We start from the raw sequence: 23,421 nt of genomic DNA on the forward strand, positions 1-23,421 counted from the left end.
GTCGAAGGAGGCCGCAGGGCCTCCTTCTGCATATGTGCAGTCCGCGTCGCGGCGGCTTTCACTTCCCCTCGGCGCTGCATCCCCTACCGTCCCGTATGGCACTGACCACCGCCACGAGACGATGACCGAACAGCCCGCGCGCGACGACAGCGCCCACGACGACGACCGGCAGCAGAAGGAACAGGACACGCCCTCTCCGCTGAAGAATCCCAGGGTGCGCTGGACGCTGGCGATCATCGGGCTGCTGGTCGCGGTGGCCCTGGTTGCCTGGCTGGTCTATCACCTCCTGGTCGGGCGCTACCTTCAGGACACCAACAACGCCTACCTGCAGGCCGACGCTGTTGCCGTGGCGCCGCGCATAAACGGCTACGTCACCGAGGTGCTGGTCAAGGACAACCAATGGGTAAAGGCGGGCGAGCCGCTGCTGCGCATCGACCCGCGCACCTACCGTGCCACCCTGGACCAGGCCGAAGCAGTGATCGCCGTCCGCGAAGCGGATATCGCGGCGGCAACCGCCGGCGTGCAGGGCCAGCAGTCCAGCCTGCTGCAGGCGCGCACCCAGCTCACGGCCGCGACCGCTTCATTGCGCTTCGCAAGATCCGAGCTGGCCCGTTTCACCCCCCTGGCCGCCAGCGGCGCAGACACCCACGAGCATGTGGAGAGCCTGCGCCACGACGTAGAGCGGGCGCAGGCCCAGTACGACGCCGCCAGGGCGCAGATCCAGGGCGTGCAGAGCCAGATCGACGCCAGCCAGGCGCAGCTGGAACAGGCACAGGCCGGCCTCAAGCAGGCACAGGCCGATGCCGCGCAGGCCCGGGTCGCATTCGAGGACACCGAACTGCGCGCGCGCATCGATGGCCGCATCGGCAACAAGACCGTGCAGGTCGGCCAGTTCGTCGCCGCGGGTACCCGCACGATGACCGTTGTCCCGGTCGCCTCGCTGTACCTGAGCGCCAACTTCAAGGAAACCCAGGTAGGCCTGATGCGGGCCGGGCAGCCGGCGGAGATCAAGGCCGATGCCCTGCCGGGTACCACCCTGCACGGTACGGTCGAGAGCATTTCGCCAGGCACCGGATCGCAGTTCGCGCTGCTGCCGCCGCAGAATGCCACCGGCAACTTCACCAAGGTGGTGCAGCGGGTGCCGGTGCGCATCCGGGTCGATGCCGGTGCCGAAGCGCGCAAGGTGCTGGTGCCGGGCATGTCGGTGGAAGTGACCGTGGACACCCGCAGCGCCAAGGACGCGCGCAGGCGCACCCGCGATGAGGCCGAGGCCACGGCCGCACCCGTGCGATGAACGCCGCCGCCGCCCCTGCCGCCGCCGCCGAAGGCAAGGCCGACGCTGGCGCGTGGTTGGCCGTTGCCGCGGGCACGATCGGTTCGTTCATGGCCACGCTGGACATCTCCATCGTCAACGCGGCCCTGCCCACCATCCAGGGCGAGGTCGGCGCCAGCGGTACCGAAGGCACCTGGATTTCCACCGCCTTCCTGGTGTCGGAGATCGTGATGATCCCGCTCACCGGCTGGTTCGTGCGCACCCTGGGCCTGCGCACCTTCCTGCTGATCTGCGCGACGCTGTTCACCGCCTTCTCGGTGATGTGCGGGTTGGCCGACTCGCTGCCGATGATGATTGCCGGGCGGGTGGGGCAGGGATTCGCCGGTGGGGCACTGATCCCCACGGCGTTGACCATCGTCGGCACGCGCCTGCCACCGAAGCAGCAGCCGCTGGGCACCGCGCTGTTCGGCATGACCGTCATCCTCGGGCCGGTGATCGGCCCGCTGCTGGGCGGCTGGCTGACCGAGAACGTGAGCTGGCATTACGCCTTCTTCATCAACGTGCCGATCTGCGCCGGGCTGGTGGCGCTGCTGCTGCTGGGACTGCCACACGAAAGATCGGACTGGGGAGGCCTGCTGCGCGCTGACTGGCTGGGCATCCTCGGCATGACCGCCGGCCTGTCCGCGCTTACCGTGGTGCTGGAAGACGGGCAGCGCGAGCGCTGGTTCGAATCCACGCTGATCGTGGTGCTCACCGTGGTCTCGGTGGTGGGGTTCGCCCTGCTGGCGCTTTCACAATTCACCAGCAAGACCCCGGTGATCCGTCTCAACATCCTGTTCCAGCGCAGTTTCGGTGCGGTGTTCGTGATGGTGATGGCGGTGGGCATGATCCTGTTCGGGGTCATGTACATGATCCCGCAGTTCCTGGCGATCATCGCCGGCTACAACACCGAGCAGGCCGGCTACGTGCTGCTGCTGGCCGGTCTTCCAACCATCCTGCTGATGCCGTTGATGCCGAAGATGCTGGAAACGGTGGACGTTCGCATCATGGTGTTCGGCGGCATGCTGTGCTTTGCAGCGGCCTGCTTCGTCAACCTTGGTCTCACGCCGGACAGTGTCGGCCCGCATTTCATCGTCGGCCAGCTGCTGCAGGGCTGCGGGTTGGCGCTGGCAATGATGGCGCTGAACCAGGCGGCCATCACGTCGGTACCGCGCGAGTACACCAGTGATGCCTCGGGCCTGTTCAATGCCGCGCGCAACCTCGGCGGCTCGATAGGCCTGGCGATCATCTCGACCTTCCAGGAACGTCGCACGATCCTGCATGTCGATGCGATCGGCAGCAGCGTCACCGCGAATTCGCCGCTGGCCCAGGATGCGCTGCACGCCTATGGCCAGCAGCTGGGTGACGCGACCCAGGCGGCGGCGGTGCTGGCGCAGACGGTCCAGATGCAGGCGATGGTGATGGCCTACAACGACCTGTTCTGGATCTTCGGCCTGATCGTGGTACTGACATTCCCGCTGGTTTTCCTGCTCAAGCCCCTGCCCAAGGGCGTTCCATTGGCGATGCACTGATGACTTCGACGACTCCGCCCCCGTTCGTTCGCGCGTGCCGGATGTGGCCGGCCGTGGTACCGCTGCTGCTGGCCGGCTGCACGCTCGGGCCGGATTACGTGCGGCCCGACCTTGCCGGCGGCGCTACCGCGCAGGCGGCGTTGCCACGTGCAGCGCAGGCCGGCGTGCAGCCTGCGGCGCCACCGAGCCAATGGTGGCGCGCGCTGAACGATCCGTTGCTGGACCAGCTGGTGGACGAGGCCCTGCGCAACAGCCCCAACCTGCGCGCCGCCCAGGCCAAGCTGCTGGCCTCGCGCTCACTGCAGCGCCAGCGCCGTGCCGAACAGCTGCCCAGCGTGGGCGCTGCGGCCGGCTACGCCAACATCAAGGCGCCGGATTCGATCGGGAACCGTGTGCGCAGCATCGGCGAGAACGTCGCCGGCGTTGCCGAGGCCAACGGTCGCCCGCAGGAAGCGGCGCAGCTGCGCCAGCAGTTCGCCGATACCGATCTGGATACCGAGTTGTACGTGGCCGGCTTCGATGCCAGCTGGGAGCTGGACCTGTTCGGCCGACGCCGCCGCGCAGTGGAGCAGGCCAGTGCCGAGGCCGAGGCCAACGCTGCGGCGCTGGCCGACGCACAGGTGCAGCTGGCCGCCGAGCTGGCCCAGGTCTACCTGGGGTATCGCAGCAGCCGTGAGCGCATCGCGCTGGCCGAGGACAACCTGCGGACGGCCCAGGAGAGCCTGCAGCTGACGCGCCAGCGCCGCCAGCGTGGCGCCGACTCGGACCTGCAGGTGGAACGCGCGCAGGCCGAGCTTGAGCAGCAGCAGGCGGCGCTGCCCACGCTGCAGGCCCAGGCCGACGAGGCGCGCGACCTGCTGGCGCTGATGGTGGGGCGCGAGCCGGGTGCGCTGGACGCGCGGCTGGCGGCGGATCAGCCGCTGCCGCAGCTGCCGGCCAGGGTGCCGGTGGATGATGCGCGCGCCCTGATCCAGCGCAGGCCCGATGTGCGCAAGGCCGAGCGCGAACTGGCCGCGTCGTCGGCACAGATCGGGCAGGCCCTCTCCGCCTACTTTCCGCAGGTGACGCTGCTGGGCAGCATCGGCGCCGGCGCCACCTCGGTATCCGATCTGGGACGGGATTCGGCGGCTACCGTCATCGCTCCGTTCCTGCGCTGGTCGCTGTTCGACTTCGGCGTGAACAAGGCACGGGTGGCGCAGGCCCGGGCGGGCAACCAGGCGCGCCTGGCCGCCTACGAGGGCACGGTACTGGCAGCGCTGCAGGATGCCAATACCGCACTGGCGCGGTTTGGCGCCGCGCGGCAGCAGCTGCAGGCCAGCGGCCGTGCCGAGGCCTCTGCAGAGCGCGCGCTGGCCCTGATGCGGCAGCGACGCCAGGCCGGGGCCACCTCGCAGATCGACCTGCTGGACGTGCAGCGCCAGCGCCTGCGGGCCCAGGATGCCGCCGCCCAGGCCCGCCTGCAGGTGCTGGTGCGCTACGTGGCGCTGCAGAAGAGCCTGGGCCTGGGCTGGCAGGACGCGCCACCGGTGGCCGTGCGCTGAGACCCTTCGCCGGGGTCACCCTGCAGCGGCGGGCCCGACCCGGTGGGCGCCGCGGCACGGTGCGCGCCGCCACAGCCCGTCATATCCCCTTCGGCCCCCGGCCGTTAGAATGACCGCCGCTGTCCACCGCCCGCTCCCGGAGCCCCCATGCCCGTTGAAGCCCAGCCGGTAGCCACCGTCGTCGACACGACCGGTGCGCCCGGCTATCTCTCCATTCGCGACCTGCGCAAGGAATTCGACGGTTTCGTGGCCGTCGACGACGTCAATCTGGACGTGCGCAAGGGCGAGATCTTCGCCCTGCTCGGTGGCTCCGGCAGTGGCAAGTCGACCCTGCTGCGCTGCCTGGGCGGCTTCGAGACGCCCACCAAGGGCAGCATCACCCTCGATGGCCAGCGCCTGGACGCACTGCCGCCGTACCAGCGGCCGGTCAACATGATGTTCCAGTCCTATGCCCTGTTCCCGCACATGACGGTGGAGCAGAACATTGCCTTCGGCCTGAAGCAGGACGGCCTGGGCAAGGACGCGATCAGCAAGCGCGTCGGCGAGATGCTGGACCTGGTGCAGATGGGCCACCTGGGCAAGCGCAAGCCGCACCAGCTGTCCGGCGGCCAGCAGCAGCGCGTGGCGCTGGCGCGGTCGCTGGCCAAGGGGCCGAAGCTGCTGCTGCTGGACGAGCCGATGGGCGCACTGGACAAGAAGCTGCGCTCGCAGATGCAGCTGGAACTGGTCAGCATCATCGAATCGTCGGGCGTGACCTGCGTGATGGTCACCCACGACCAGGAAGAAGCGATGACCATGGCCACCCGCATCGCGGTGATGGATGCCGGCTGGATCCAGCAGGTCGGCAAGCCGGACGAGGTCTACGAGCAGCCGGCAAACCGCTTCGTTGCCGAGTTCATCGGTTCGGTCAATCTGTTCGATGGAGTGATCGACGAGGACCTGCCCGAGTATGTGACCGTGCGCTCGCCGCTGTTCCCGGCGCCGATCTACATCGCCCATGGCATCACCTGTTACGAAGGGCAGCCGGTCGCATTCGCGCTGCGCCCGGAAAAGGTGATGATCGGCAAGGACGAGCCGGAAGGGCATACCAACAAGGCCCAGGGCGTGATCGAGGACATCGCCTATTTCGGCAGCCATTCGGTCTACCACGTGCGCCTGCCCAGCGGTGCCAAGGTGCTGGCCAATTTCGCCAACTCGCAGCGCTGGGCCAGCGATGGCCTGACCTGGGGGGACAGCGTGTGGGTGCACTGGCGCGACAACGACGGCGTGGTGCTGACCTCATGAGCGTCGCCGGCCTGAAGCGCTGGCTGCCGGGGCTGCGTGCCACGGTGATCGGCATTCCGTACCTGTGGCTGCTGCTGTTCTTCGCAGTGCCGTTCCTGATCGTGCTGATGATCAGCTTCTCGCTCAGCCGGGTCGGCTCGCCGCCGTACACCTGGCTGCTGCAGTACGCGGACGGCGGCTTCTCGCTGAAGCTGAACCTGGAAAACTACCTGGCGCTGTTCCGCGATTCGATCTATGCGCAGGCCTTCCTCAGCTCGATCAGGATCGCGGCGATCTCCACCTTCCTGACCCTGCTGATCGGCTACCCGATGGCCTATGCCATCGCCCGCCTGTCGCCGGCCGCGCGCAACGTGGCGATGATGCTGGTGGTGCTGCCGTCGTGGACCTCGTTCCTGATCCGCGTGTACGCGTGGAAGGCGATCCTGGACCGCAATGGCCTGCTCGACCAGTTCCTGCAGTTCACTGGCCTGCAGACGCTGATGACGTCGATGGGGCTGCCGAAACTGCAGCTGATCGATACGCCGACGGCCGCCTACATCGGCATCGTCTACTGCTACCTGCCGTTCATGGTGCTGCCGCTGTACGCCAACCTGGTCAAGCATGACCACCGCCTGCTGGAAGCGGCCTACGACCTCGGCGCCAAGCCGTGGCAGGCGTTCCTGCGCATCACCTTGCCGCTGTCCAGGGCCGGCATCATCGCCGGCTGCATGCTGGTGATGATCCCGGCGGTGGGTGAGTTCGTGATCCCGGAAATGCTCGGTGGTTCGGAGACGCTGATGGTCGGCCGCCAGCTGTGGAACGAGTTCTTCAACAACCGCAACTGGCCAGGCGCCTCGGCGATGGCGGTGGCGATGATCCTGTTGCTGCTGGTGCCGATCCTGCTGTTCAACCGTTCCCAGCAGCGCCTGCTGGAAGGGAAGCAGGCATGAGCCCGCGTACCGCCAAGGGCCTGGGCCTGGGCGTGCTGCTGCTCGGCTTCGCCTTCCTGTACCTGCCGATCCTGCTGTTGATGTTCTATTCGTTCAACAGTTCGCGGCTGGCGATGGTCTGGGCCGGGTTCTCCACCCGTGCCTACAGCGACCTGTTCGCCGACCGTGCGCTGATGGATGCGATGTGGACCAGCCTGGTGGTGGCGTTCTGGACCGCTTGCACCGCCACCGTGCTGGGCACGCTGGCGGCGATGGTGATGACCCGTTTCAAGCGTTTCCGGGGCAAGCCGCTGTTCGGTGCGCTGGTCACCGCGCCGCTGGTGATGCCGGATGTGATCCTGGGCTTCTCGCTGATGGCGCTGCTGGCCTCGATGGGCGCGATTCCCGGCTTCCCCGCGCGTGGCCTGGCCACCATCTGGATCGCACACGTGACCTTCACCCTGTGCTTCGTCACCGTGGTGGTGTCCTCGCGCCTGCAGGAAATGGACCTGTCGCTGGAAGAAGCGGCGATGGACCTCGGTGCCAGCCGGCTGACCGTATTCACCCGCATCACCCTGCCGATCATCGCGCCGGCTCTGGTGGCGGGCTGGCTGCTGGCCTTCACGCTGTCGCTGGATGACGTGGTGGTGGCCAGTTTCGTGGCCACGCCGGGCTCGACCACGCTGCCGATGAAAGTGTTCGCCTCGGTGCGCATGGGCATCAGCCCGAAGATCAACGCGTTGGCCACGCTGCTGGTGTCGGCCGTGTCGATCGCTGCAGTGATCGGCTGGTACATCAACGCCCGCGCCGAGAAGCGGCGCCAGCGTGACCTGCAGCTGGCACGGCAGGACAACGGCTGAGCACACGGTCTGTCGGCAGCGCCGGCAACATCCGGCTCACGGCCGGCGGCGCACAATGGGGGTCACTTTGATGGAGACCCCCCATGACCGTCGAGATCATCGACCCGGCCACCGGCCAGGTGACCTACCGCCATGAACTGATGGGCGCTGCCGACATCGAGCAGCGCCTGCAGGCCGCCGCCGATGCGTTCCCCGGCTGGGCCGAGCGTTCGCTGCAGGAACGCGGCGCGATCCTGCGCCAGATCGCGGCGCAGCTGCGCACGCGCCGCGACGACCTGCAGCAGGCGATGACCCATGAGATGGGCAAGCTCAAGGCCGAAGCGCTGGCCGAAGTCGACAAATGTGCGGCCGCCTGCGAGTACTACGCGGACCACGCGGCCGACTATCTGAAGCCGCAGCTGATCGACACCGAAGCCCAGCGCAGCTACGTGCGCTACGAGCCGATCGGCTGCGTGTTCGCGGTGATGCCGTGGAATTTCCCGATCTGGCAGGTATTCCGATTCCTTGCACCGGCCTTGATGGCCGGCAACGTGGCGCTGCTCAAGCACGCCAGCAACGTGCCGCAGTGCGCTGATCTGATCCTGGCCGTGTGCCGTGATGGAGGACTGCCGGAGGGCGTATTCGACGTGCTGCACATCGACAACGACCAGGCGGCCGAGGTGCTGCGCGACGTGCGGGTGAAGGCGGTGACGCTGACCGGCAGCGAGCGGGCAGGGCGCTCGATCGCGGCCAATGCCGGTGGCCAGCTGAAGAAGTCGGTGATGGAGCTGGGCGGCAGCGATGCCTTCGTGGTGCTCGATGACGCCGACCTGGACAGGACCGTGGCCGCGGCGGTGAAGTCGCGCTTCGACAACAGCGGGCAGACCTGCATTGCCGCCAAGCGTTTCATCGTGGTCGAAGCGGTCGCCGATGAGTTCACCCGGCGCTTTGTCGAAGCGGCCGGCCAGCGCCAGTACGGCGACCCGGACGAGCGTGGTACCACGCTGGCGCCGATGGCCCGTGCCGACCTGCGCGATGAACTGCACAAGCAGGTGCAGGCCAGCGTGGCCAAGGGCGCGCGGGTGCGGGTCGGTGGCGAGCCGATCGCCGGCACGCATGCAGGCTATCCGGCCACCGTGCTCGACCAGGTCGGCCCAGGCATGCCGGCCTACGACGAGGAACTGTTCGGGCCGGTGGCTGCGGTGATCCGGGTCGCCGACGAGGCCGAGGCACTGCGCGTGGCCAACGACACCCGCTTCGGCCTGGGCGGCAGCGTGTGGACGCGCGACCCGGTGCGCGGCGAAGCGTTCGCGCAGCGCATGGAGTGCGGCGCCGCGTTCGTCAACGCCATCGTCAAGAGCGACGCCCGGCTGCCGTTCGGCGGCAGCAAACAGTCCGGCTTCGGCCGGGAACTGGCCGACCACGGCATCCACGAGTTCATGAACATCAAGACCGTCTACGTGGCTTGATGCCGAAGGGTAGTGCCGGCCGCTGGCCGGCATTGCCCCGATTGCCGGCCAGCGCCCGGCGCTACCAGCAGCGGGTCACAACCACTTCGCGCGCTTGAACAACCGGTACAGGCCCACGCACACGCCGCCCACGCCGACAATCATCAGCGGATATGACCACGGCTGGCTCAGCTCCGGCATGTGGCTGAAGTTCATGCCATACCAGCTGGTGATCAGCGTCGGCGCCGCCAGCAGCGCGGCCCAGGCGCCGAGGCGCTTGACCGTCTCGCCCTGCGCCAGCGTCACCAGCGACAGGTTGACGCTGAGCGCGGTGCCGAGCATCTCGCGCAGGGTGTCGATCACATCGCTGATGCGCACCGCGTGGTCGTGCACGTCACGGATATACAGCTTCACTTCGTCGGGGATCAACTCGCCCTGGTAGCGGCGCAGCTGCGCCAGTACGTCCTGCAGCGGTGCCACCGCCATCCGCATCTTGTTCAGTTCGCGCTTGAGCTCGTACAGCCGCACCACGGTGCTGCGCTTGTAGTTCTCGGCGAAGATGTCCTTTTCCAGCAGGTCCAGGGTGTCGCGGAAGCGGTGCACGATCGGCAGGTAGTTGTCGACCACGAAGTCGGTCACTGCGTAGAGGCAGTACGACGGGCCCATCTTCAGCAGCTGCGGCTCACGCTCGACCCGCGCCCGCACCGGCGCGTACGACAGCGAGGCGCCGTGGCGCACCGTCACCAGGAAGCGCGGGCCGAGGAAGGCATGGGTTTCGCCATACTGGATGCGCTCGTCGACCATCTGCGCGGTGGTCACCACCACGAACATCGAATTGCCGTAGGTCTCGACCTTGGGCCGCTGGTGCGCGTTGCGCGCGTCCTCGATGGCCAGGTCGTGCAGGCAGAATTCTTCCTGCAGCTTCAGCAGTACATCGTCGTTGGGATCGTACAGGCCGACCCAGACAAAGCCGTTGCCACTGGCAATGACGTCGCTGATGGCATCCAGGCCGATGTCGTGGCGCTTGCCCTCGTCATCGTAGTGGACGCAGTTGATGACGCAGGCGGGGTTGGCCGAAGCCGGGGCGGAAGCGGAGGCGGGCAATGACATGCCCGCCATCGTGCGTCAGCGCCGTGTTTCGGACAAGTGAGGACGGCGCCCCAGCACCCACGCCAGCGCCGCGTGCACCGGCAGCAGCAGCACGATCCACTGTACGTTGTACTGCGCCTGCAGGCTCAGCCAGTGCAGTACCAGCGCCGCCACGGCCTGCACCGCCAGCAGCCACAGCACGACCCTGAACATGCGGCCCGGCACGCGCCGGCGCAGCAGTGCGATCGCGCCCGGAAGCAGCAGCACGGCCAGCGGCGAAAGCAGCAGCAGGTTGCGGTTGGCCCAGGCGGCGTAGTGGGTACTGAAGCCCCACAGGAACACCAGCAGGCTGCCAGCGATGGAACACAGCAGCCAGAACGGCAGGGCCAGCCCGGCCAGCAGGCGCGGGCGGTTGCGCAGCGCCAGCACGCCGCCGGCCACGACCAGCCCCAGCAGCAGCCACGGCCACCAGCGGCGCGCGAATTCCTTCGGCTCCGGATCGATGCGGTGCGGCAGCAGTTCCTGTTCGGACTGTACCAGCGGCCGGCCGTCGCTGTTGCGTGCCTGGCGCAGCGCGTCGGCCAGGCGCATCGGCACGAAGGCTTCCTGCCAGCGCGACAGCGGCTGGTCGGCGAACGGCCCGAGGCCGACATCGAAGCCCAGCCACATCCACGGTGCCGGCGACGCCAGGCGCACCGATTCACTGCGGTAGGTATTGCCGCGCGAGCGCCCCGACAGCTGCGACTGCAGGCCGCCGCCCAGCGCCTTGTCCACCGTGTCGCGCACCATCGTGGCGCAGTTGGCGGTGTAGTAGTCGTAGTGGTAGCGCGCGTTTTCCGGCTTGGCCCGTTCGGCCAGGTCGGCGGCCAGCGCACGCGCCTGGTCCGGGCGCAGGTCCAGCCATTGCACGCTGGCACCGCGGCCGGTCTCGTCGTAGTACGACAGGTCCTGCTGCAGCGGCAGCGCCACCAGGTAATACATCATGTCGCCGCGCACGAAGCGGCTGATGAAATCGTCCTCGGACGGATCGAAGTAGCCGAAGTTGTATGAGGTCGCTTGGCCGCTGAGCGGATCGATCACCACGATGGCATCGTGGCCGAAGCGCTCGAAGAACACCGTGCCCGGCTGCATGGTCACCACGCCGATGCGCGGGGCCGCAGCCTCGGCGCCGGCGGCGGCAGGCGCGGGCGTGCTCGCCGCCGGCTGCGCGAAGGCAGCCAGCGGCAGGACCATGGCCAGCACGCACAGTGCCAGCCACATCGTCAGGCGGAGTGCCAGGACGGGGCCGCCGCGCTTCAAGCGTCGTCCTGCGCGTCCGGCGGCAGCACGGTCACGTGGAAGGCCTGCACCCGGCGCGCATCGGCGCGGGCCACGCGGAACATGAAGCGGTCCAGGGCCAGCTCATCGCCGACTTCCGGCAGATGGCCCACGGCCTCGGTGACCAGGCCGCCGATGGTGTCGTAGTCCTCGTCGGAGAACGTGGCGCCGAAACGCTCGTTGAAGTCGCCGATCGGGGTCAGTGCGTCGACCACGTACTGGCCGTCGGATTGGATGGCGATCTGCGCCGACGGATCCTCGGCCTCGTCATGCTCGTCGTCGATCTCGCCGACGATCTGTTCCAGCACGTCCTCGATGGTGACCAGGCCGGCGACACCGCCGTACTCGTCGACCACGATGGCCATGTGGTTGCGTGACAGGCGGAACTCCTTCAGCAGCACGTTGAGCTTCTTCGCCTCCGGGATCAGCACCGCCGGGCGCAGCAGCTCGCGCACGTTGGCCGGGCCGTTGTCGGCGACCACGCCGCGCAGCAGGTCCTTGGCCAGCAGGATGCCAAGGATGTCGTCCTTGTTCTCGCCGTGCACCGGGAAGCGCGAATGGCCGGATTCGACCACCTGCTTCATCAGTTCCAGGAACGGCGCTTCGACCGGCAGCGAAACCATCTGCGAGCGCGAGATCATCACGTCGCCCACGGTCAGCTCGGCCACCGCAATGGCGCCTTCCATCATCTTCAGGGTATCGGCGGCGATCAGACCCTCTTCCTGCGCGGTGTGCAGGACAGCGACCAGCTCGTCGCGGGTATGGGGTTCGCCGGAGAAAGCGGAGGTCAGGCGTTCAAGCCAGCCGCGCTTCTTTTCACTGGGCTCCTGTGCGGAGCTACTACTGTCGTCTTCTGACATCTCTGGAAAAAGGGCACCCGGCAAGCCGGGCGATGGCCCAAGTCTAGCAGGATGTGGCGCCCTGTCAGCGACCGTCGCTGCCCGGCCCGGTGATCGGTGGCGGGGCCAGTTCAGGCCGGGCGGGGGCCTCTTCCTCGGGCAGGTCCAGGCTGTAGGTACAGCCAGCCAGGGTCTTGCCCGGATGGGAGGCCACGGTAGAGACGCTGAGGATGATCGATTCGATCTGGGCCTCGCCGGTCTTCGGGTCGGTCACGTCCCGGCTGACCAGCTCGCGGCCGGCCATGAACTTGCCGTCCTGGTCGTAGCCGGTCTCCAGCCCCAGCTGCCTGGCCAGTGGCCGCGGATCGGCCTGGTCGAGGATGGCCATGACGCTGGCCCCGGCCACGGCGACCCGTTCGGTGCGCGCACCGAACACGCTGATCGGCTGGGCCAGGCGGTACTCGCTCATGAACTGGTTGCCCTGCGGCAGCGGCTGCAGGCCCTGGGCCACGGCCTTCAGCGGATCAGCCAGCAGGGGCGCCAGCGCGGCCTGCTCGGCCACGCCCTGGCGGCACTCGATCAGGGCGGGCAGGTCCAGGCTGGAGGCGAAAGCGGATGGGGCCGCAAGGACATACAGCAGAGGCAGGCAGCAGCGCAGCGACACGGGCGGATTCCGTAGACGGAGGTCTGCCATCATAGCCCCGGCGAGCGCCTGAACGGCCCGGTGAGAAGGCGCAGGAAACCGGTCGCCGCCCGCCGCACGACCATCAGTGAGAGGGTCAGCACGACCGCAAGCATGGTGATCTGCATCGATTGCCCCGCGATGCGCGCCACCGCCGGCCACAGGCCCGGGCTGGTCAGCCAGGGCATCAGTTCCGACGCTGTTGTCCTCGCTACTTTCATGTAGATCACGGCCAGCGCGAACAGCACCAGCAGCGAGGTGCGGCTCGCATGGAAGAACGGAAGCGTGTTGACCGGACGGCCAAGCCGCTGCTGCAGCACCGTCCGCCACAGCACCGGCAGGGTCGCAGCGCCGACCAGTATCAGCATCATCGACGTTTCCCAGAGCCCGGGCGGGTGGGCGGGTTCCGGTCTATCCGTGAGGTGGGGGCCGATCAAGCCGACCGCCAGCCCGACCAGCAGACACGAGGGCGAGAGCAGGGCCAGGCTGCGCAGCAGCCAGTGCCTACCGCCGGGGGCCCGAGCAATGATGCGGCGCACGGCATAAGTGCCAAGCAGCAGCAAAACGGCGAATAGGCCCAGGCCGATCGTAAACGCCATCAAGTCATTTTCCGAGGTCATCCATGGTTCCCTGCGCCCCATGCCGGGGGCAAACAATAGCGCGCCGCGCGGACCGGCGCCTACGGGCCGGCTGGATCAGGGCGACCGCTGCTGCGATGTCGCAGGGTACCAGCGCAGCCTGACCGGGTAGCCCAGTTGCATCTGCAGGCGGTCGCGCACGGCGATTGTCGTCGCGCGGTTCGCTGGTTCCCGCAGCTCCACCTCCAGCTCCCCGGTCATGACATCCAGGCGGTAGCCGAACAGGTCCGGCAGCTGGGCCCGCAGCCAGTCCTGCTGTGCGTGCAGGCGGCGCCTCATCTCCACTTCGGTCATCGCGGCGCCAGTGACGTAGTGCACGTGTTGCGGGCCAGCCGCCCCTGGATGTGTCTCATCGGCCGCGGGTACGGCGCCGGTCAGTCGCACCACGACGTTCCAGCCCGTTGCGTTGTCCACCCAAATACCGGCCAGGCGTGCCGCGTGTCGCGCTTCCAGGCGCTCGATCAGCGCCCGTTGTTGGGCAGTGGCGACGATATCGCGAGTGTCGCGCTCGCTGCTGCCGAAGAACGCCCTTAGTTCGGCGATCTTTGCGGCGATGTCAGCCTCGCTGTCGCTGGCGGGGAACGGTGAGGGACGGTCAGGATCGGGCATCAGGCCTGCCCCGGACTGCAGCAGCGCGGCAAGCACAAGTGCGGGCAGGGTCATGCTGCGCTCCTCTTCCGTGAGTGCGTGGGCTCGGAACAGAGCCCGACGTCAGCGCTCGCCGGCGTAAGGATCGGCGATGCCAAGCTCGGCCAGGATCTCACGCTCCAGCTGCTCCATCGCGTCGGCTTCCTTGTCGTCCTCGTGGTCCCAGCCGAGCAGGTGCAGTACGCCGTGTACGGTCAGGTGCGCGTAGTGGGCGTTGAGCGCCTTGCCCTGTTCCTCGGCCTCGCGGGCGACCACCGGTGCGCAGATCACCAGGTCACCCAGCAGCGGAAACTTGACACCCTTGGGCAGGCCTTCGGGCACTTCGGCCGGGAAGCTGAGCACGTTGGTCGCGTAGTCCTTGCCGCGGTAATGGCGGTTCAGTGACTGCCCTTCCTTGGCATCGACCACGCGGATGGCCAGGTCGGCTTCGCGGATGCGGCCTTTCAGCGCAGCGGCCACCCACTTGCGGAAGCTGACTGCCGCCGGCAGGCCGGTACGCGGCAGGGCATAACTGACGGCGACGTCCAGTCGCACGGGACCACGGGTCATGGAGTTGCTCCAGGTTGGATCTGATGCAGGTCGCGGCGGTCGTAGGCGCTGACGATACGCGCCACCAGCGGGTGGCGGACCACGTCGCGCGACTCGAAGAAGGTGAAGCTGACGCCATCGACGTCGCGCAGCACATCGATGGCGTCGCGCAGGCCGGACTTCACGTGCTTGGGCAGGTCGGTCTGGGTCAGGTCGCCGGTGACCACGGCGGTGGAGCCGTAGCCCAGGCGGGTCAGGAACATCTTCATCTGCTCGATGGTGGTGTTCTGCGCTTCGTCCAGGATCACGAAGGCATCGTTGAGCGTGCGGCCGCGCATGTAGGCCAGCGGCGCGATCTCGATGACGTTCTTTTCCAGCAGCTTGACCACCTTCTCCACGCCCATCATCTCGTACAGGGCGTCGTACAGCGGTCGCAGGTAGGGGTCGACCTTCTGGCTCAGGTCGCCGGGCAGGAAGCCCAGCTTCTCGCCGGCTTCCACCGCCGGGCGCACCAGGATCAAGCGCTGTACCCGTGATTCGTTCAGCGCTTCGACCGCGCTGGCCACGGCCAGGAAGGTCTTGCCGGTGCCGGCCGGGCCGATGCCGAAGTTGATGTCATGGGTGGCGATCTGGTGCAGGTAGCGGGCCTGGTTGGCGCCACGGCCACGCACGGTACCGCGCTTGACCTTGATCGCCACCTCCTGTGCCTCGTACGAGCGTTCGGCGATCTGTTCGACATTGGCCTGCGCCAGGCGCAGGTGGATGGCATGGTTGTCGAAGACAGTCTCGCCGGCTTCGGCGTACAGCGCCTCGACCAGCTTCTGCGCCTCGACGATCGCCTCGCCGGGCCCGCTGATACGGAACACGAAGCCACGATTGGCGATCTCCACACCGAGCTTCAGCTCGATCTGGCGCAGATGGCCATCGAAGGGGCCGCACAGGTTGGCCAGCCGCTCGTTGTCTTCCGGCGACAGGCTGAAGTCTCGATGCTCGATGCTTTTCATTGCTTGGGGTGGGGCGGGTTCGCCGTCCACCGCGATGGACTCGGGATGACAAGGTTACGCGCGTGCAGGGCAAGCGGCCAGCGTGCGCATCGGAACAGTGTGGCACCACGCGGTTTTCCACACCCGGTGTGGACCGCGGCTGCGGAAAGCTGTGGATAGTCCTTCGCAGCGCTTGTGCCACAAGGGAGATGATGTCGTGGTGAAAATATGGCCAGGCGCCAGCGGGTTTTCCACATGCGATGTGGACGGCGGTGCAACGAACCTGTGGATAGATGGGGCCGAGCCTTGTGGCACGAGGCCTGGCGCTGCGTGGTGAAAAAACCGTCAAGGCTGATCGGGATCATTGCGGGTGCACGGGCGGCATGGCACCGTGGCGCTGTCGCGGGAGGGGATGGCATGGGCATCGGCAAGCGGATGCGTGGCGCCGGACTGGCGGGCCTCGGCCTGCTGGCCGGGTGCGGCCAGGCGCCGTCGGTTGCACTGGGTACGCTGGAATGGGACCGGATCACGGTGCCTGCGCCGGCGGCCGAGGTGATCTCCTCGGTGGAGGTGCGCGAGGGCCAGCAGGTCAAGGCCGGGGCCGTGCTGATGCAGCTCGATTCCGCCCGCGGCGGTGCGCAGTTCGCCGCAGCACAGGCCGACACGGCGCGCGCGCAGGCGCAGCTGGAAGAACTGAGGATCGGCCCGCGCCAGGAACAGATCGCGCAGGCCCAGGCGCAGCTGGCCGCGCTGCGAGCGCAGTCCGCCGAGGCCAGCGCGTACTACCGTCGGGTGCAGCCGCTGGCACGCCAGCGCCTGATCGCCGCTGCCGAACTGGACCGCGCACGCGCCGCCGCCGGCAATGCCGAGGCCAGCGTACGGGCTGCCGAGCAGGCATGGCTGGAGCGGGTGCACGGCAGCCGCGCGCAGGACATCGCCCAGGGCCAGGCGACCGCAGATGCTGCGCAGGCGCAGCAGGTGCTGCAGGGGGTCAACCTGCAGAAGCTGCAGCTGCGCGCGCCGCGTGATGGCGTGGTCGATGCCTTGCCCTACCGGCAGGGGGACCAGGCGCCGGTCGGTGCGCCGCTGGTGGTGATGCTGGTGGGCGAGCGCCCCCATGCGCGCGTCTACCTGCCGCAGCCGCTGCGGCTGCAGGTCAAGGTCGGGCAGGCCGCGCAGATACAGCTGGAAGGGGGCAGTACCGTACTGCAGGGGCACGTGCGCGCGATCCGCAGCGAGCCTTCATTCACCCCCTACTACGCATTGACTGGCGATGACGTCGAGCGCCTGAGCTACCTCGCCGAGATCCAGGTGGATGCAGCCGCCGACATGCAGGCGCTTCCGGCCGGGGTGCCGGTCCAGGTGCGCTTCTGAACACCGGCGGCGACATCGCGGTGCACGCGCGGGGCCTGACCCGCCGCTTCGGTGACCTGCTGGCCGTGGACAACGTCGACCTGAGCGTGCCGCGCGGGCAGGTGTACGGCTTCCTGGGGCCGAACGGATCCGGAAAGTCGACCACCATCCGCATGCTGTGCGGGCTGCTGGAGCCGAGTGCTGGGCGGATCGAGGTGCTGGGCCTGTCCGTGCCGGAGCAGGCGGAAGCACTGCGCCGCCGGATCGGCTACATGACCCAGCGCTTCTCGTTGTACGAAGACCTGTCGGTGCGCGAAAACCTGGAGTTCCTCGCTGCGATCCAGGATCTGTCGCGCGTGCAGGCCCGGCAGCGGGTGGAGGCGCTGCTGCAGCAGTACCGGTTGCACGACCGTCAGCCCCAGCTGGCCGGTACCCTCAGCGGTGGCCAGAAGCAGCGCCTGGCCTTGGCCGGTGCGGTGGTGCATTCGCCCGAGCTGCTGTTCCTGGACGAGCCGACCAGCGCGGTCGATCCGGAATCGCGCCGCGATTTCTGGGAGGCCCTGTTCGAACTGGCCGACGCCGGCACCACGGTGCTGGTGTCGACCCATTACATGGACGAAGCCGAGCGCTGCCACCGGCTGGCGATCCTGGATCGCGGCGCGCTGGTGGCCGATGGCACGCCGGCTGAGCTGTGCGCGCGGTTGCAAGGGCGCACGCTGCAGGTCACCGCGTCGCAGCCGCGCCTGGCCAGCCGCGCACTGGCCGATCTGCCCGGTGTGCTCAGCGTGGCGCAGATCGGTACCCATCTGCGCGTGCTGTGCAATGAGGGAGCGGCGGACATCGCGGTGCTGGGCCGTGCGCTGGCCAACGCTGACCCGCAGGCCCGCATCGAGACGGTGGCGCCGAACCTGGAAGACGTGTTCGTGGCGGCCACCCGTGGTCGCGGCCGGGAGCCGGCGGCATGAACCTGCGCCGGCTGTGGGCGATCATGCTCAAGGAGCTGCGGCAGCTGCGCCGCGACCGCATCACGCTGGCGATGATCGTCGGCATCCCGGTGATGCAGCTGCTGCTGTTCGGGTATGCGATCAACCTCAACCTGCGCCACCTGGATGCGGGTGTCGCCGACCAGTCCAACAGCGCCGCTTCGCGCGCGCTGGTGCAGGACATGGTGGCCACCGGCGTGATCACGCCGCGCAGCGAGGCCTACACACCGGACCAGCTGATGCAGGCGCTGCGCCGCGGCGAGATCAGTGTCGGCATCGTGGTGCCGGCCGACTTCGAGCGTCGCCGCTTCGACGGTCGCGAAGCAGTGCAGGTGCTGGTCGATGGCAGCGACACCGTGGTGCAGAGCGCGGCGATCCAGCTGGCGCAGGTGCCGCTGGACACGCGCCCGACCAGCAACACGCGGCCACTGCGCGAAGGCAGCATCGCCAGTGGTCCAATCAGCGTGACCAGCTTCTACAACCCGCAGCGGCGTTCGGCGGTGAACATCGTGCCGGGCCTGATCGGGGTGATCCTGACCATGACCCTGGTGATGTTCACCGCGGTGGCGGTGGTGCGTGAACGCGAGCGCGGCAACATGGAGCTGCTGATCGCCACGCCGGTGTCACGCAGCGAACTGATGGTCGGCAAGGTGCTGCCCTATGCAGCCATCGGCCTGCTGCAGACCACGCTGGTGCTGGTGCTGGGCACCTGGCTGTTCCAAGTGCCCATTCGCGGCAGCCTGCTGGACATCTATCTGGCCGCGGTACTGCTGGTGCTGGCCAACCTGGCGCTGGGGCTGTTGATCTCCACGCGCGCGCGCTCGCAGTTCCAGGCCATGCAGATGACCTTGTTCCTGTTCCTGCCGTCGATCCTGCTGTCGGGCTTCATGTTCCCGTTCGCGGGCATGCCGCGGCCGGTGCAGTGGCTGGCCGAAGTGCTGCCGCTGACCCACTTCCTGCGCCTGGTGCGCGGCATCATGCTGCGCGGCGCCCCGTTGTGGGAGCTGTGGCCGGATGCACTGGCGCTACTGGCCTTCATCGGGGTGATGATGACCCTGGCGATCCTGCGTTTCCGCAAGCGCCTGGATTGAAGGCAGGGGGTCGGATCCCCGCAGGGGCTCCGACCCCCTTCACCGGGGCCTTATTCGGCCACCACGCGCCCGCGCAGCGAGTTGGTCAGCGCCTCGGTGATCAGCACATCCACGAACTGGCCGATCAACCGCGCAGGCGCCGGGAAATTCACCGACCGCATGTTCTCGGTCTTGCCGGTCAGCTCGTTCGGATTCTTGCGCGACGGCCCCTCCACCAGCACGGCCTGCACGGTGCCGACCATCTTCTCGGAGATGCCGGCGGCATGGGCGTTGATGCGCTCCTGCAGGCGCGACAGGCGCGCGTGCTTTTCGGCATCGCTGATCGTGTCCTCCAGGTCCGCGGCCGGCGTGCCCGGGCGCCGCGAATAGATGAACGAGAAACTGTGGTCGAAGCCGATGTCCTCGATCAGCTTCATGGTCTTCTCGAAATCGGCGTCGGTCTCGCCGGGGAAGCCGACGATGAAGTCCGAGCTGATCGAGATGTCCGGGCGCACCGCGCGCAGCTTGCGGATCTTCGACTTGAATTCCAGCGCGGTGTACCCGCGCTTCATCGCCGACAGCACGCGGTCGCTGCCGGCCTGCACCGGCAGGTGCAGGAAGTTGGCCAGCTGCGGGACGTCGCGGAACGCGTCGATCAGCGAGTCGCTGAACTCCAGCGGGTGCGAGGTGGTGAAGCGGATGCGGCCGACCCCATCGATCTCGGCGATGGTACGGATCAGCAGGCCGAGGTCGGCGAACTCACCGTCACCATAGGGCCCGCGATATGCGTTGACGTTCTGCCCGAGCAGGTTGATCTCGCGCACGCCCTGTGCGGCCAGCTGCGCCACTTCCACCACCACGTCCTCGAACGGGCGGCTGACTTCGGTGCCGCGGGTGTAGGGCACCACGCAGAACGAACAGTACTTGGAACAGCCTTCCATGATCGACACGAATGCCGAGGGACCTTCGGCGCGCGGCTCGGGCAGGCGATCGAACTTCTCGATCTCGGGGAAGCTGATGTCGACCTGCGGGCGCTTCTGCTCGCGACGTGCACGGATCAGCTCCGGCAGGCGATGCAGGGTCTGCGGGCCGAACACCAGGTCCACGAACGGCGCGCGCTTGATGATCGCTTCGCCTTCCTGCGAGGCGACGCAGCCGCCGACGCCGATGATGACTTCGCGGCCCTTGTTCTTCAGGCTCTTCCACACGCCCAGCTGGCTGAACACCTTCTCCTGCGCCTTCTCGCGGATGGAGCAGGTGTTGACCAGGATGACGTCGGCGTCGTCCGGGCGGTCGGTCAGTTCCAGGCCATCGCTGGCGGCAAGCACGTCGGCCATCTTGGCCGAGTCGTACTCGTTCATCTGGCAACCGTGGGTCTTGATGTACAGCTTGCCCTTGACCTGGTCGGGCTTGCGCGGACCAGCGGGCAGGGCAACGAGCGAGGTACCGTCCGGCGTGGCGGGCGGAAAGACGTCTGGCGTCCCGGTCATGGCGCTTAATCCATTCGGGTGGCGGGAAAGCGGGCAATTCTACCCGCATCCCGGCGCGTGCGCCGGCCCGGTAGAGCCAGGCCATGCCTGGCTGCATTCCGTACCGCAGGCGCCGCGAACGGGTTCATCCACGCATGGCGCGGATCTACTGCAACCGCGCTTACGCCGCCGCCAGCTCCGCATCGATCTGCCGCGAACGGTCGAAGGCGGTCATCGCGCTCATCCGTGCAATGTAATCGGCCGTGGCCGGCGCCGGCTGTACCAAGCCGAAGGCCGTGGTCCAGGCCAGCGCATTGCCCCACAGCACGTCGGCGGCGCTCATCGTCTCGCCGAGCAGGTACGGGCCCTGCGCCAGCTGGGCCTCGACCACCTGCAGCACGGTCTCCGCATCGTTGTACGGCGACATCAGGCGCGGTGGCGGCTCGCGATGCATCGCCTTGTCGATCATCGCCGGCTCGAAACAGGCGCCATAGAAGGCCATCCAGCGCAGGTAGGGCCCGCGCAGGGCGTCGCCGATCGGCGGCGCCAGCCCGGCTTCCGGATACAGGTCGGCCAGGTACAGATAAATGGCCACCTGTTCGGTCACCAGCGCGCCGTTGTGGACGATGGCCGGCACCTTGCCCATCGGGTTGATGGCCAGATAGGCCGGGGCCAGGTTGGCGCCGGCCTTCAGGTCCAGCACCTGCATGCGGTAGTCGGCACCCAGCGCTTCGAGCAGGGCCACGGCACCGCTCGAGCGGGAACGGGCGGCGTGGTACAGGGTGATCTGGCGTGAGGACATGGCATTGCTCCTTGCGGTGGGTGGTGAACTGGAGGCCATCCTGGGGCACTATTGCGGACGACTTCTGTCCTCGATCCTTCATGCGCCATACCGCCCATCGACTGCTGCGCCTGATCGCCCTGCTGCAGGCCCGCCGCCAGTGGTCAGGGGCCGAGCTGGCCGAGCGCATGGGCGTGGACCGGCGCAGCATCCGGCGTGACATCGAGCGGCTGCGCGAACTGGGCTATCCGGTCCGGGCCTCGTCGGGGGTCGGTGGCGGCTACCAGCTGGGGGCAGGGGCACCGGTACTGCCGATGCTGCTGGACGAGGAGGAGGCGACCACCCTGGCGATCGCCCTGCGTGCCGCGTCCGCGACCGTCGCCGGCATCGACGACACCGCCCGTGGCCTGTTGTCCAAGCTCGACCCGCTGGTGCCGACCCGTCGCCGCCAGCAGGCCGGCGAGGTGCATGCCGCCACCGCCACCCTGTCCGATCTTCCGTCCACCGATGCACGCCTGCTCGGGCGGCTGGCCCAGCACTGCCGGCAGGCGTCACGGCTGGCCTTCGAATACCGCAGCGCGCAGGAGGCGGTGACCCAGCGCGAGGTCGAGGCGCAGCACCTGGTCAACTACGGGCGGCGCTGGTACCTGCTGGCCTGGGACCTGGGCCGGCAGGACTGGCGCACCCTGCGCGTGGACCGGATGGGCGCGGTGCGCGAATGCTCCGCGCCGGGCATGCATCGCCGCACGCCCGCACCGCCGGATGTGATGGTGCGGCAGGCGGTCAGCCAGGCGCCCTTCGCGCTGCAGGCCATCGTGCGCCTGGCCGGCAGCCACGCTGAGCTGGAAGGCCGCATCCCGCCCTGGTGTGGCGTGCTGGAGGCCGACGGTCCCGACCACTGCCTGCTGCGCATGGGCGCCGAGAGCCGCGGCATGATGCTGGCGCAGATCCTCAGCCTGGACCGGGTGCCGGTAGCGTTGTGGACGACGCCGCCGGGCCTGCGCGATGAACTGGCACAGCGCCTGGCCGGATTGGGGCAGGTGCTGGCTGTGCCGCCGGTCACAGGCTGAGCGGCGTCGCTTGGCAAGCCCCGGCGAAGCTGGGACACTCGCCGCCATGAAGGGGATACTGGGGACAACGGCGATCATCATCGCTGCGCTGACCGCTGCGCCGGCCAGTGCGGGCACCCTGTTCAAGTGCCAGGGCGCCGACGGGGTCACCAGCTATGTCAGCAAGCGCGTGGCCGGTGCCCGCTGCAGCACCATCAGCTACAGTCGCGACACCCGCCCGGCACCGCGCCCGGTGGTGGCCGCGCCGAAGCCGGCGCCGACCACCGTGGCCAGCATCGAGCGCAATCCGGTGGCCGTGGCCGCCAGTGCGGCGGCCCCGGTCGTGGCGCCCGCGGCCTCGCCTGCACCGGCGCCTGCGGCCGTGCCAGCGCCCCCGGTCGCCTCGCGCAGCGGGCGCATGGTCAGCGGCCAGGTCTATTCCTTCATGAAAGATGGCGTGCGCCACTACACCAGCGCACGGCCTACCCAGGTGGCCAACCTCGGTCCGGTGCGCACCATCCGCTACAGTTTCATCGAGCGCTGCTACGCCTGCGGCGTCAACCCGCGCGTGGACTTCGGTTCGGTGCGCCTGAACACCACCGCGTTCCAGACCGAGATCACCTCGGCCGCACGCGAGTTCGGCGTGGAGGAGGCGGTGGTGCGGGCCATCATCCACGCCGAATCGGCCTACAACCCGACCGCGCTCAGCCGCGCCGGCGCGCAGGGGCTGATGCAGCTGATGCCGCCGACCGCCGCGCGCTTCGGGGTCAGCGATGCTTACGACGCCGGACAGAACATCCGCGGCGGCGTGCAGTATCTTGCGTGGTTGCTGAAGCGCTTCAATGGCGACCTGACCCTGGCCGCAGCCGGCTACAACGCTGGCGAAGGCGCGGTCGACCGCCACGGCGGCGTGCCGCCCTACAGCGAAACCCAGTACTACGTACGCCGGGTCGGGCAACTGGCCGAGCGTTACCGCTCCGCATTGACGCACCAGTAGTGCCGGCCGCTGGCCGGCAACCCCTGGGCAATGGCCGGTACCGACCGGCCGCTGGCCGGCAACCCCGCAATCAATGTTGTTGCAATGCGTTGTGTGGCGCGCGACGGTTCCGCTACACTCGACCGCGATTC

General features: G+C 68.3%; 22 protein-coding genes. 12 read left to right on the forward strand and 10 right to left on the reverse strand.

Annotated elements, in window-relative coordinates:
• Positions 1–121 precede the first annotated feature (121 nt).
• From AC5P9C_RS05235 to AC5P9C_RS05265, 7 genes are all read left to right on the forward strand, one after another.
• On the forward strand, positions 122–1,294 hold the full coding sequence (locus AC5P9C_RS05235; RefSeq protein WP_414615047.1) for an HlyD family secretion protein: 1,173 nt from the start codon (positions 122–124) through the stop codon (positions 1,292–1,294).
• The gene (locus AC5P9C_RS05240) at positions 1,291–2,844 is read left to right on the forward strand and encodes a DHA2 family efflux MFS transporter permease subunit (protein WP_057494142.1); all 1,554 of its coding nucleotides are present in this window, start codon (positions 1,291–1,293) and stop codon (positions 2,842–2,844) included. Before AC5P9C_RS05235 ends, AC5P9C_RS05240 begins: the two co-directional genes overlap by 4 nt.
• Entirely contained in the window at positions 2,844–4,385 is a 1,542-nt protein-coding gene (locus AC5P9C_RS05245) for an efflux transporter outer membrane subunit (RefSeq protein ID WP_414615048.1), read from the forward strand. The genes AC5P9C_RS05240 and AC5P9C_RS05245 overlap by 1 nt, the downstream gene beginning before the upstream one ends.
• A 147-nt stretch (positions 4,386–4,532) precedes the next feature.
• The gene (locus AC5P9C_RS05250; protein WP_049469496.1) at positions 4,533–5,669 is read left to right on the forward strand and encodes an ABC transporter ATP-binding protein; all 1,137 of its coding nucleotides are present in this window, start codon (positions 4,533–4,535) and stop codon (positions 5,667–5,669) included.
• Complete coding sequence (locus AC5P9C_RS05255) at positions 5,666–6,598, forward strand: ABC transporter permease subunit (RefSeq protein WP_049469494.1); 933 nt, start codon at positions 5,666–5,668, stop codon at positions 6,596–6,598. The genes AC5P9C_RS05250 and AC5P9C_RS05255 overlap by 4 nt, the downstream gene beginning before the upstream one ends.
• Positions 6,595–7,437 (forward strand): ABC transporter permease subunit, encoded by an 843-nt coding sequence (locus tag AC5P9C_RS05260; protein ID WP_005415928.1) that lies wholly within the window; start codon positions 6,595–6,597, stop codon positions 7,435–7,437. The genes AC5P9C_RS05255 and AC5P9C_RS05260 overlap by 4 nt, the downstream gene beginning before the upstream one ends.
• Before the next feature lie 83 nt (positions 7,438–7,520).
• Entirely contained in the window at positions 7,521–8,885 is a 1,365-nt protein-coding gene (locus AC5P9C_RS05265) for an NAD-dependent succinate-semialdehyde dehydrogenase (protein ID WP_049469492.1), read from the forward strand.
• A 75-nt stretch (positions 8,886–8,960) separates the two neighbouring features.
• Here the strand turns inward: AC5P9C_RS05265 and AC5P9C_RS05270 are convergent, their stop codons facing one another.
• The 8 genes from AC5P9C_RS05270 to AC5P9C_RS05305 form a co-directional block, all read right to left on the reverse strand.
• On the reverse strand, positions 8,961–9,983 hold the full coding sequence (locus AC5P9C_RS05270) for a magnesium and cobalt transport protein CorA (RefSeq protein ID WP_049469491.1): 1,023 nt from the start codon (positions 9,981–9,983) through the stop codon (positions 8,961–8,963).
• 6 nt (positions 9,984–9,989) lie between these two features.
• The gene (locus AC5P9C_RS05275; protein WP_343541555.1) at positions 9,990–11,213 is read right to left on the reverse strand and encodes a lipoprotein N-acyltransferase Lnb domain-containing protein; all 1,224 of its coding nucleotides are present in this window, start codon (positions 11,211–11,213) and stop codon (positions 9,990–9,992) included.
• A gap of 35 nt (positions 11,214–11,248) precedes the next feature.
• Complete coding sequence (locus AC5P9C_RS05280; protein WP_049469485.1) at positions 11,249–12,130, reverse strand: CorC family transporter; 882 nt, start codon at positions 12,128–12,130, stop codon at positions 11,249–11,251.
• 64 nt (positions 12,131–12,194) lie between these two features.
• Positions 12,195–12,803, reverse strand: a complete 609-nt coding sequence (locus tag AC5P9C_RS05285) for a hypothetical protein (RefSeq protein ID WP_343541541.1) — start codon at positions 12,801–12,803, stop codon at positions 12,195–12,197.
• Positions 12,803–13,411: a hypothetical protein gene (locus tag AC5P9C_RS05290; protein WP_343541543.1), complete on the reverse strand. Its 609-nt coding sequence runs from the start codon at positions 13,409–13,411 to the stop codon at positions 12,803–12,805. Before AC5P9C_RS05290 ends, AC5P9C_RS05285 begins: the two co-directional genes overlap by 1 nt.
• Before the next feature lie 75 nt (positions 13,412–13,486).
• Positions 13,487–14,092 carry a hypothetical protein gene (locus AC5P9C_RS05295; protein WP_057495228.1) on the reverse strand — a complete coding sequence of 202 codons (606 nt, stop codon included), beginning with the start codon at positions 14,090–14,092 and terminating at the stop codon, positions 13,487–13,489.
• A gap of 48 nt (positions 14,093–14,140) precedes the next feature.
• Positions 14,141–14,626, reverse strand: coding sequence for an rRNA maturation RNase YbeY (gene ybeY, locus AC5P9C_RS05300; protein ID WP_049469473.1), 486 nt, complete (start codon positions 14,624–14,626; stop codon positions 14,141–14,143).
• Entirely contained in the window at positions 14,623–15,609 is a 987-nt protein-coding gene (locus AC5P9C_RS05305) for a PhoH family protein (protein WP_343541547.1), read from the reverse strand. Before AC5P9C_RS05305 ends, ybeY begins: the two co-directional genes overlap by 4 nt.
• A gap of 396 nt (positions 15,610–16,005) precedes the next feature.
• Between AC5P9C_RS05305 and AC5P9C_RS05310 the strand changes: the two genes are divergently transcribed.
• From AC5P9C_RS05310 to AC5P9C_RS05320, 3 genes are read left to right on the forward strand one after another with little or no spacing between them, the layout of a single operon-like run.
• Positions 16,006–16,962, forward strand: coding sequence for an HlyD family secretion protein (locus tag AC5P9C_RS05310; RefSeq protein WP_343541549.1), 957 nt, complete (start codon positions 16,006–16,008; stop codon positions 16,960–16,962).
• 20 nt (positions 16,963–16,982) lie between these two features.
• Positions 16,983–17,906 carry an ABC transporter ATP-binding protein gene (locus AC5P9C_RS05315; protein ID WP_313288676.1) on the forward strand — a complete coding sequence of 308 codons (924 nt, stop codon included), beginning with the start codon at positions 16,983–16,985 and terminating at the stop codon, positions 17,904–17,906.
• Positions 17,903–19,015, forward strand: coding sequence for an ABC transporter permease (locus AC5P9C_RS05320; protein ID WP_197638636.1), 1,113 nt, complete (start codon positions 17,903–17,905; stop codon positions 19,013–19,015). Before AC5P9C_RS05315 ends, AC5P9C_RS05320 begins: the two co-directional genes overlap by 4 nt.
• A 50-nt stretch (positions 19,016–19,065) precedes the next feature.
• Here the strand turns inward: AC5P9C_RS05320 and miaB are convergent, their stop codons facing one another.
• Positions 19,066–20,484: a tRNA (N6-isopentenyl adenosine(37)-C2)-methylthiotransferase MiaB gene (gene miaB / locus AC5P9C_RS05325; RefSeq protein ID WP_343543817.1), complete on the reverse strand. Its 1,419-nt coding sequence runs from the start codon at positions 20,482–20,484 to the stop codon at positions 19,066–19,068.
• 160 nt (positions 20,485–20,644) lie between these two features.
• A complete protein-coding gene (locus tag AC5P9C_RS05330) occupies positions 20,645–21,265 on the reverse strand; it encodes a glutathione S-transferase family protein (protein WP_049467515.1) in 621 nt (206 codons plus the stop codon).
• Positions 21,266–21,345: 80 nt separating this feature from the next.
• Here AC5P9C_RS05330 and AC5P9C_RS05335 point away from each other — a divergent pair, with 80 nt between their 5' ends.
• Both AC5P9C_RS05335 and AC5P9C_RS05340 read left to right on the forward strand, forming a co-directional pair.
• A complete protein-coding gene (locus tag AC5P9C_RS05335; RefSeq protein WP_049467516.1) occupies positions 21,346–22,314 on the forward strand; it encodes a helix-turn-helix transcriptional regulator in 969 nt (322 codons plus the stop codon).
• Between the two features lie 46 nt (positions 22,315–22,360).
• Positions 22,361–23,290 (forward strand): lytic transglycosylase domain-containing protein, encoded by a 930-nt coding sequence (locus AC5P9C_RS05340; protein WP_057495222.1) that lies wholly within the window; start codon positions 22,361–22,363, stop codon positions 23,288–23,290.
• Positions 23,291–23,421 lie beyond the last annotated feature (131 nt).

It is taken from the genome of Stenotrophomonas sp. YJH_SMC_10, from assembly GCF_059371555.1.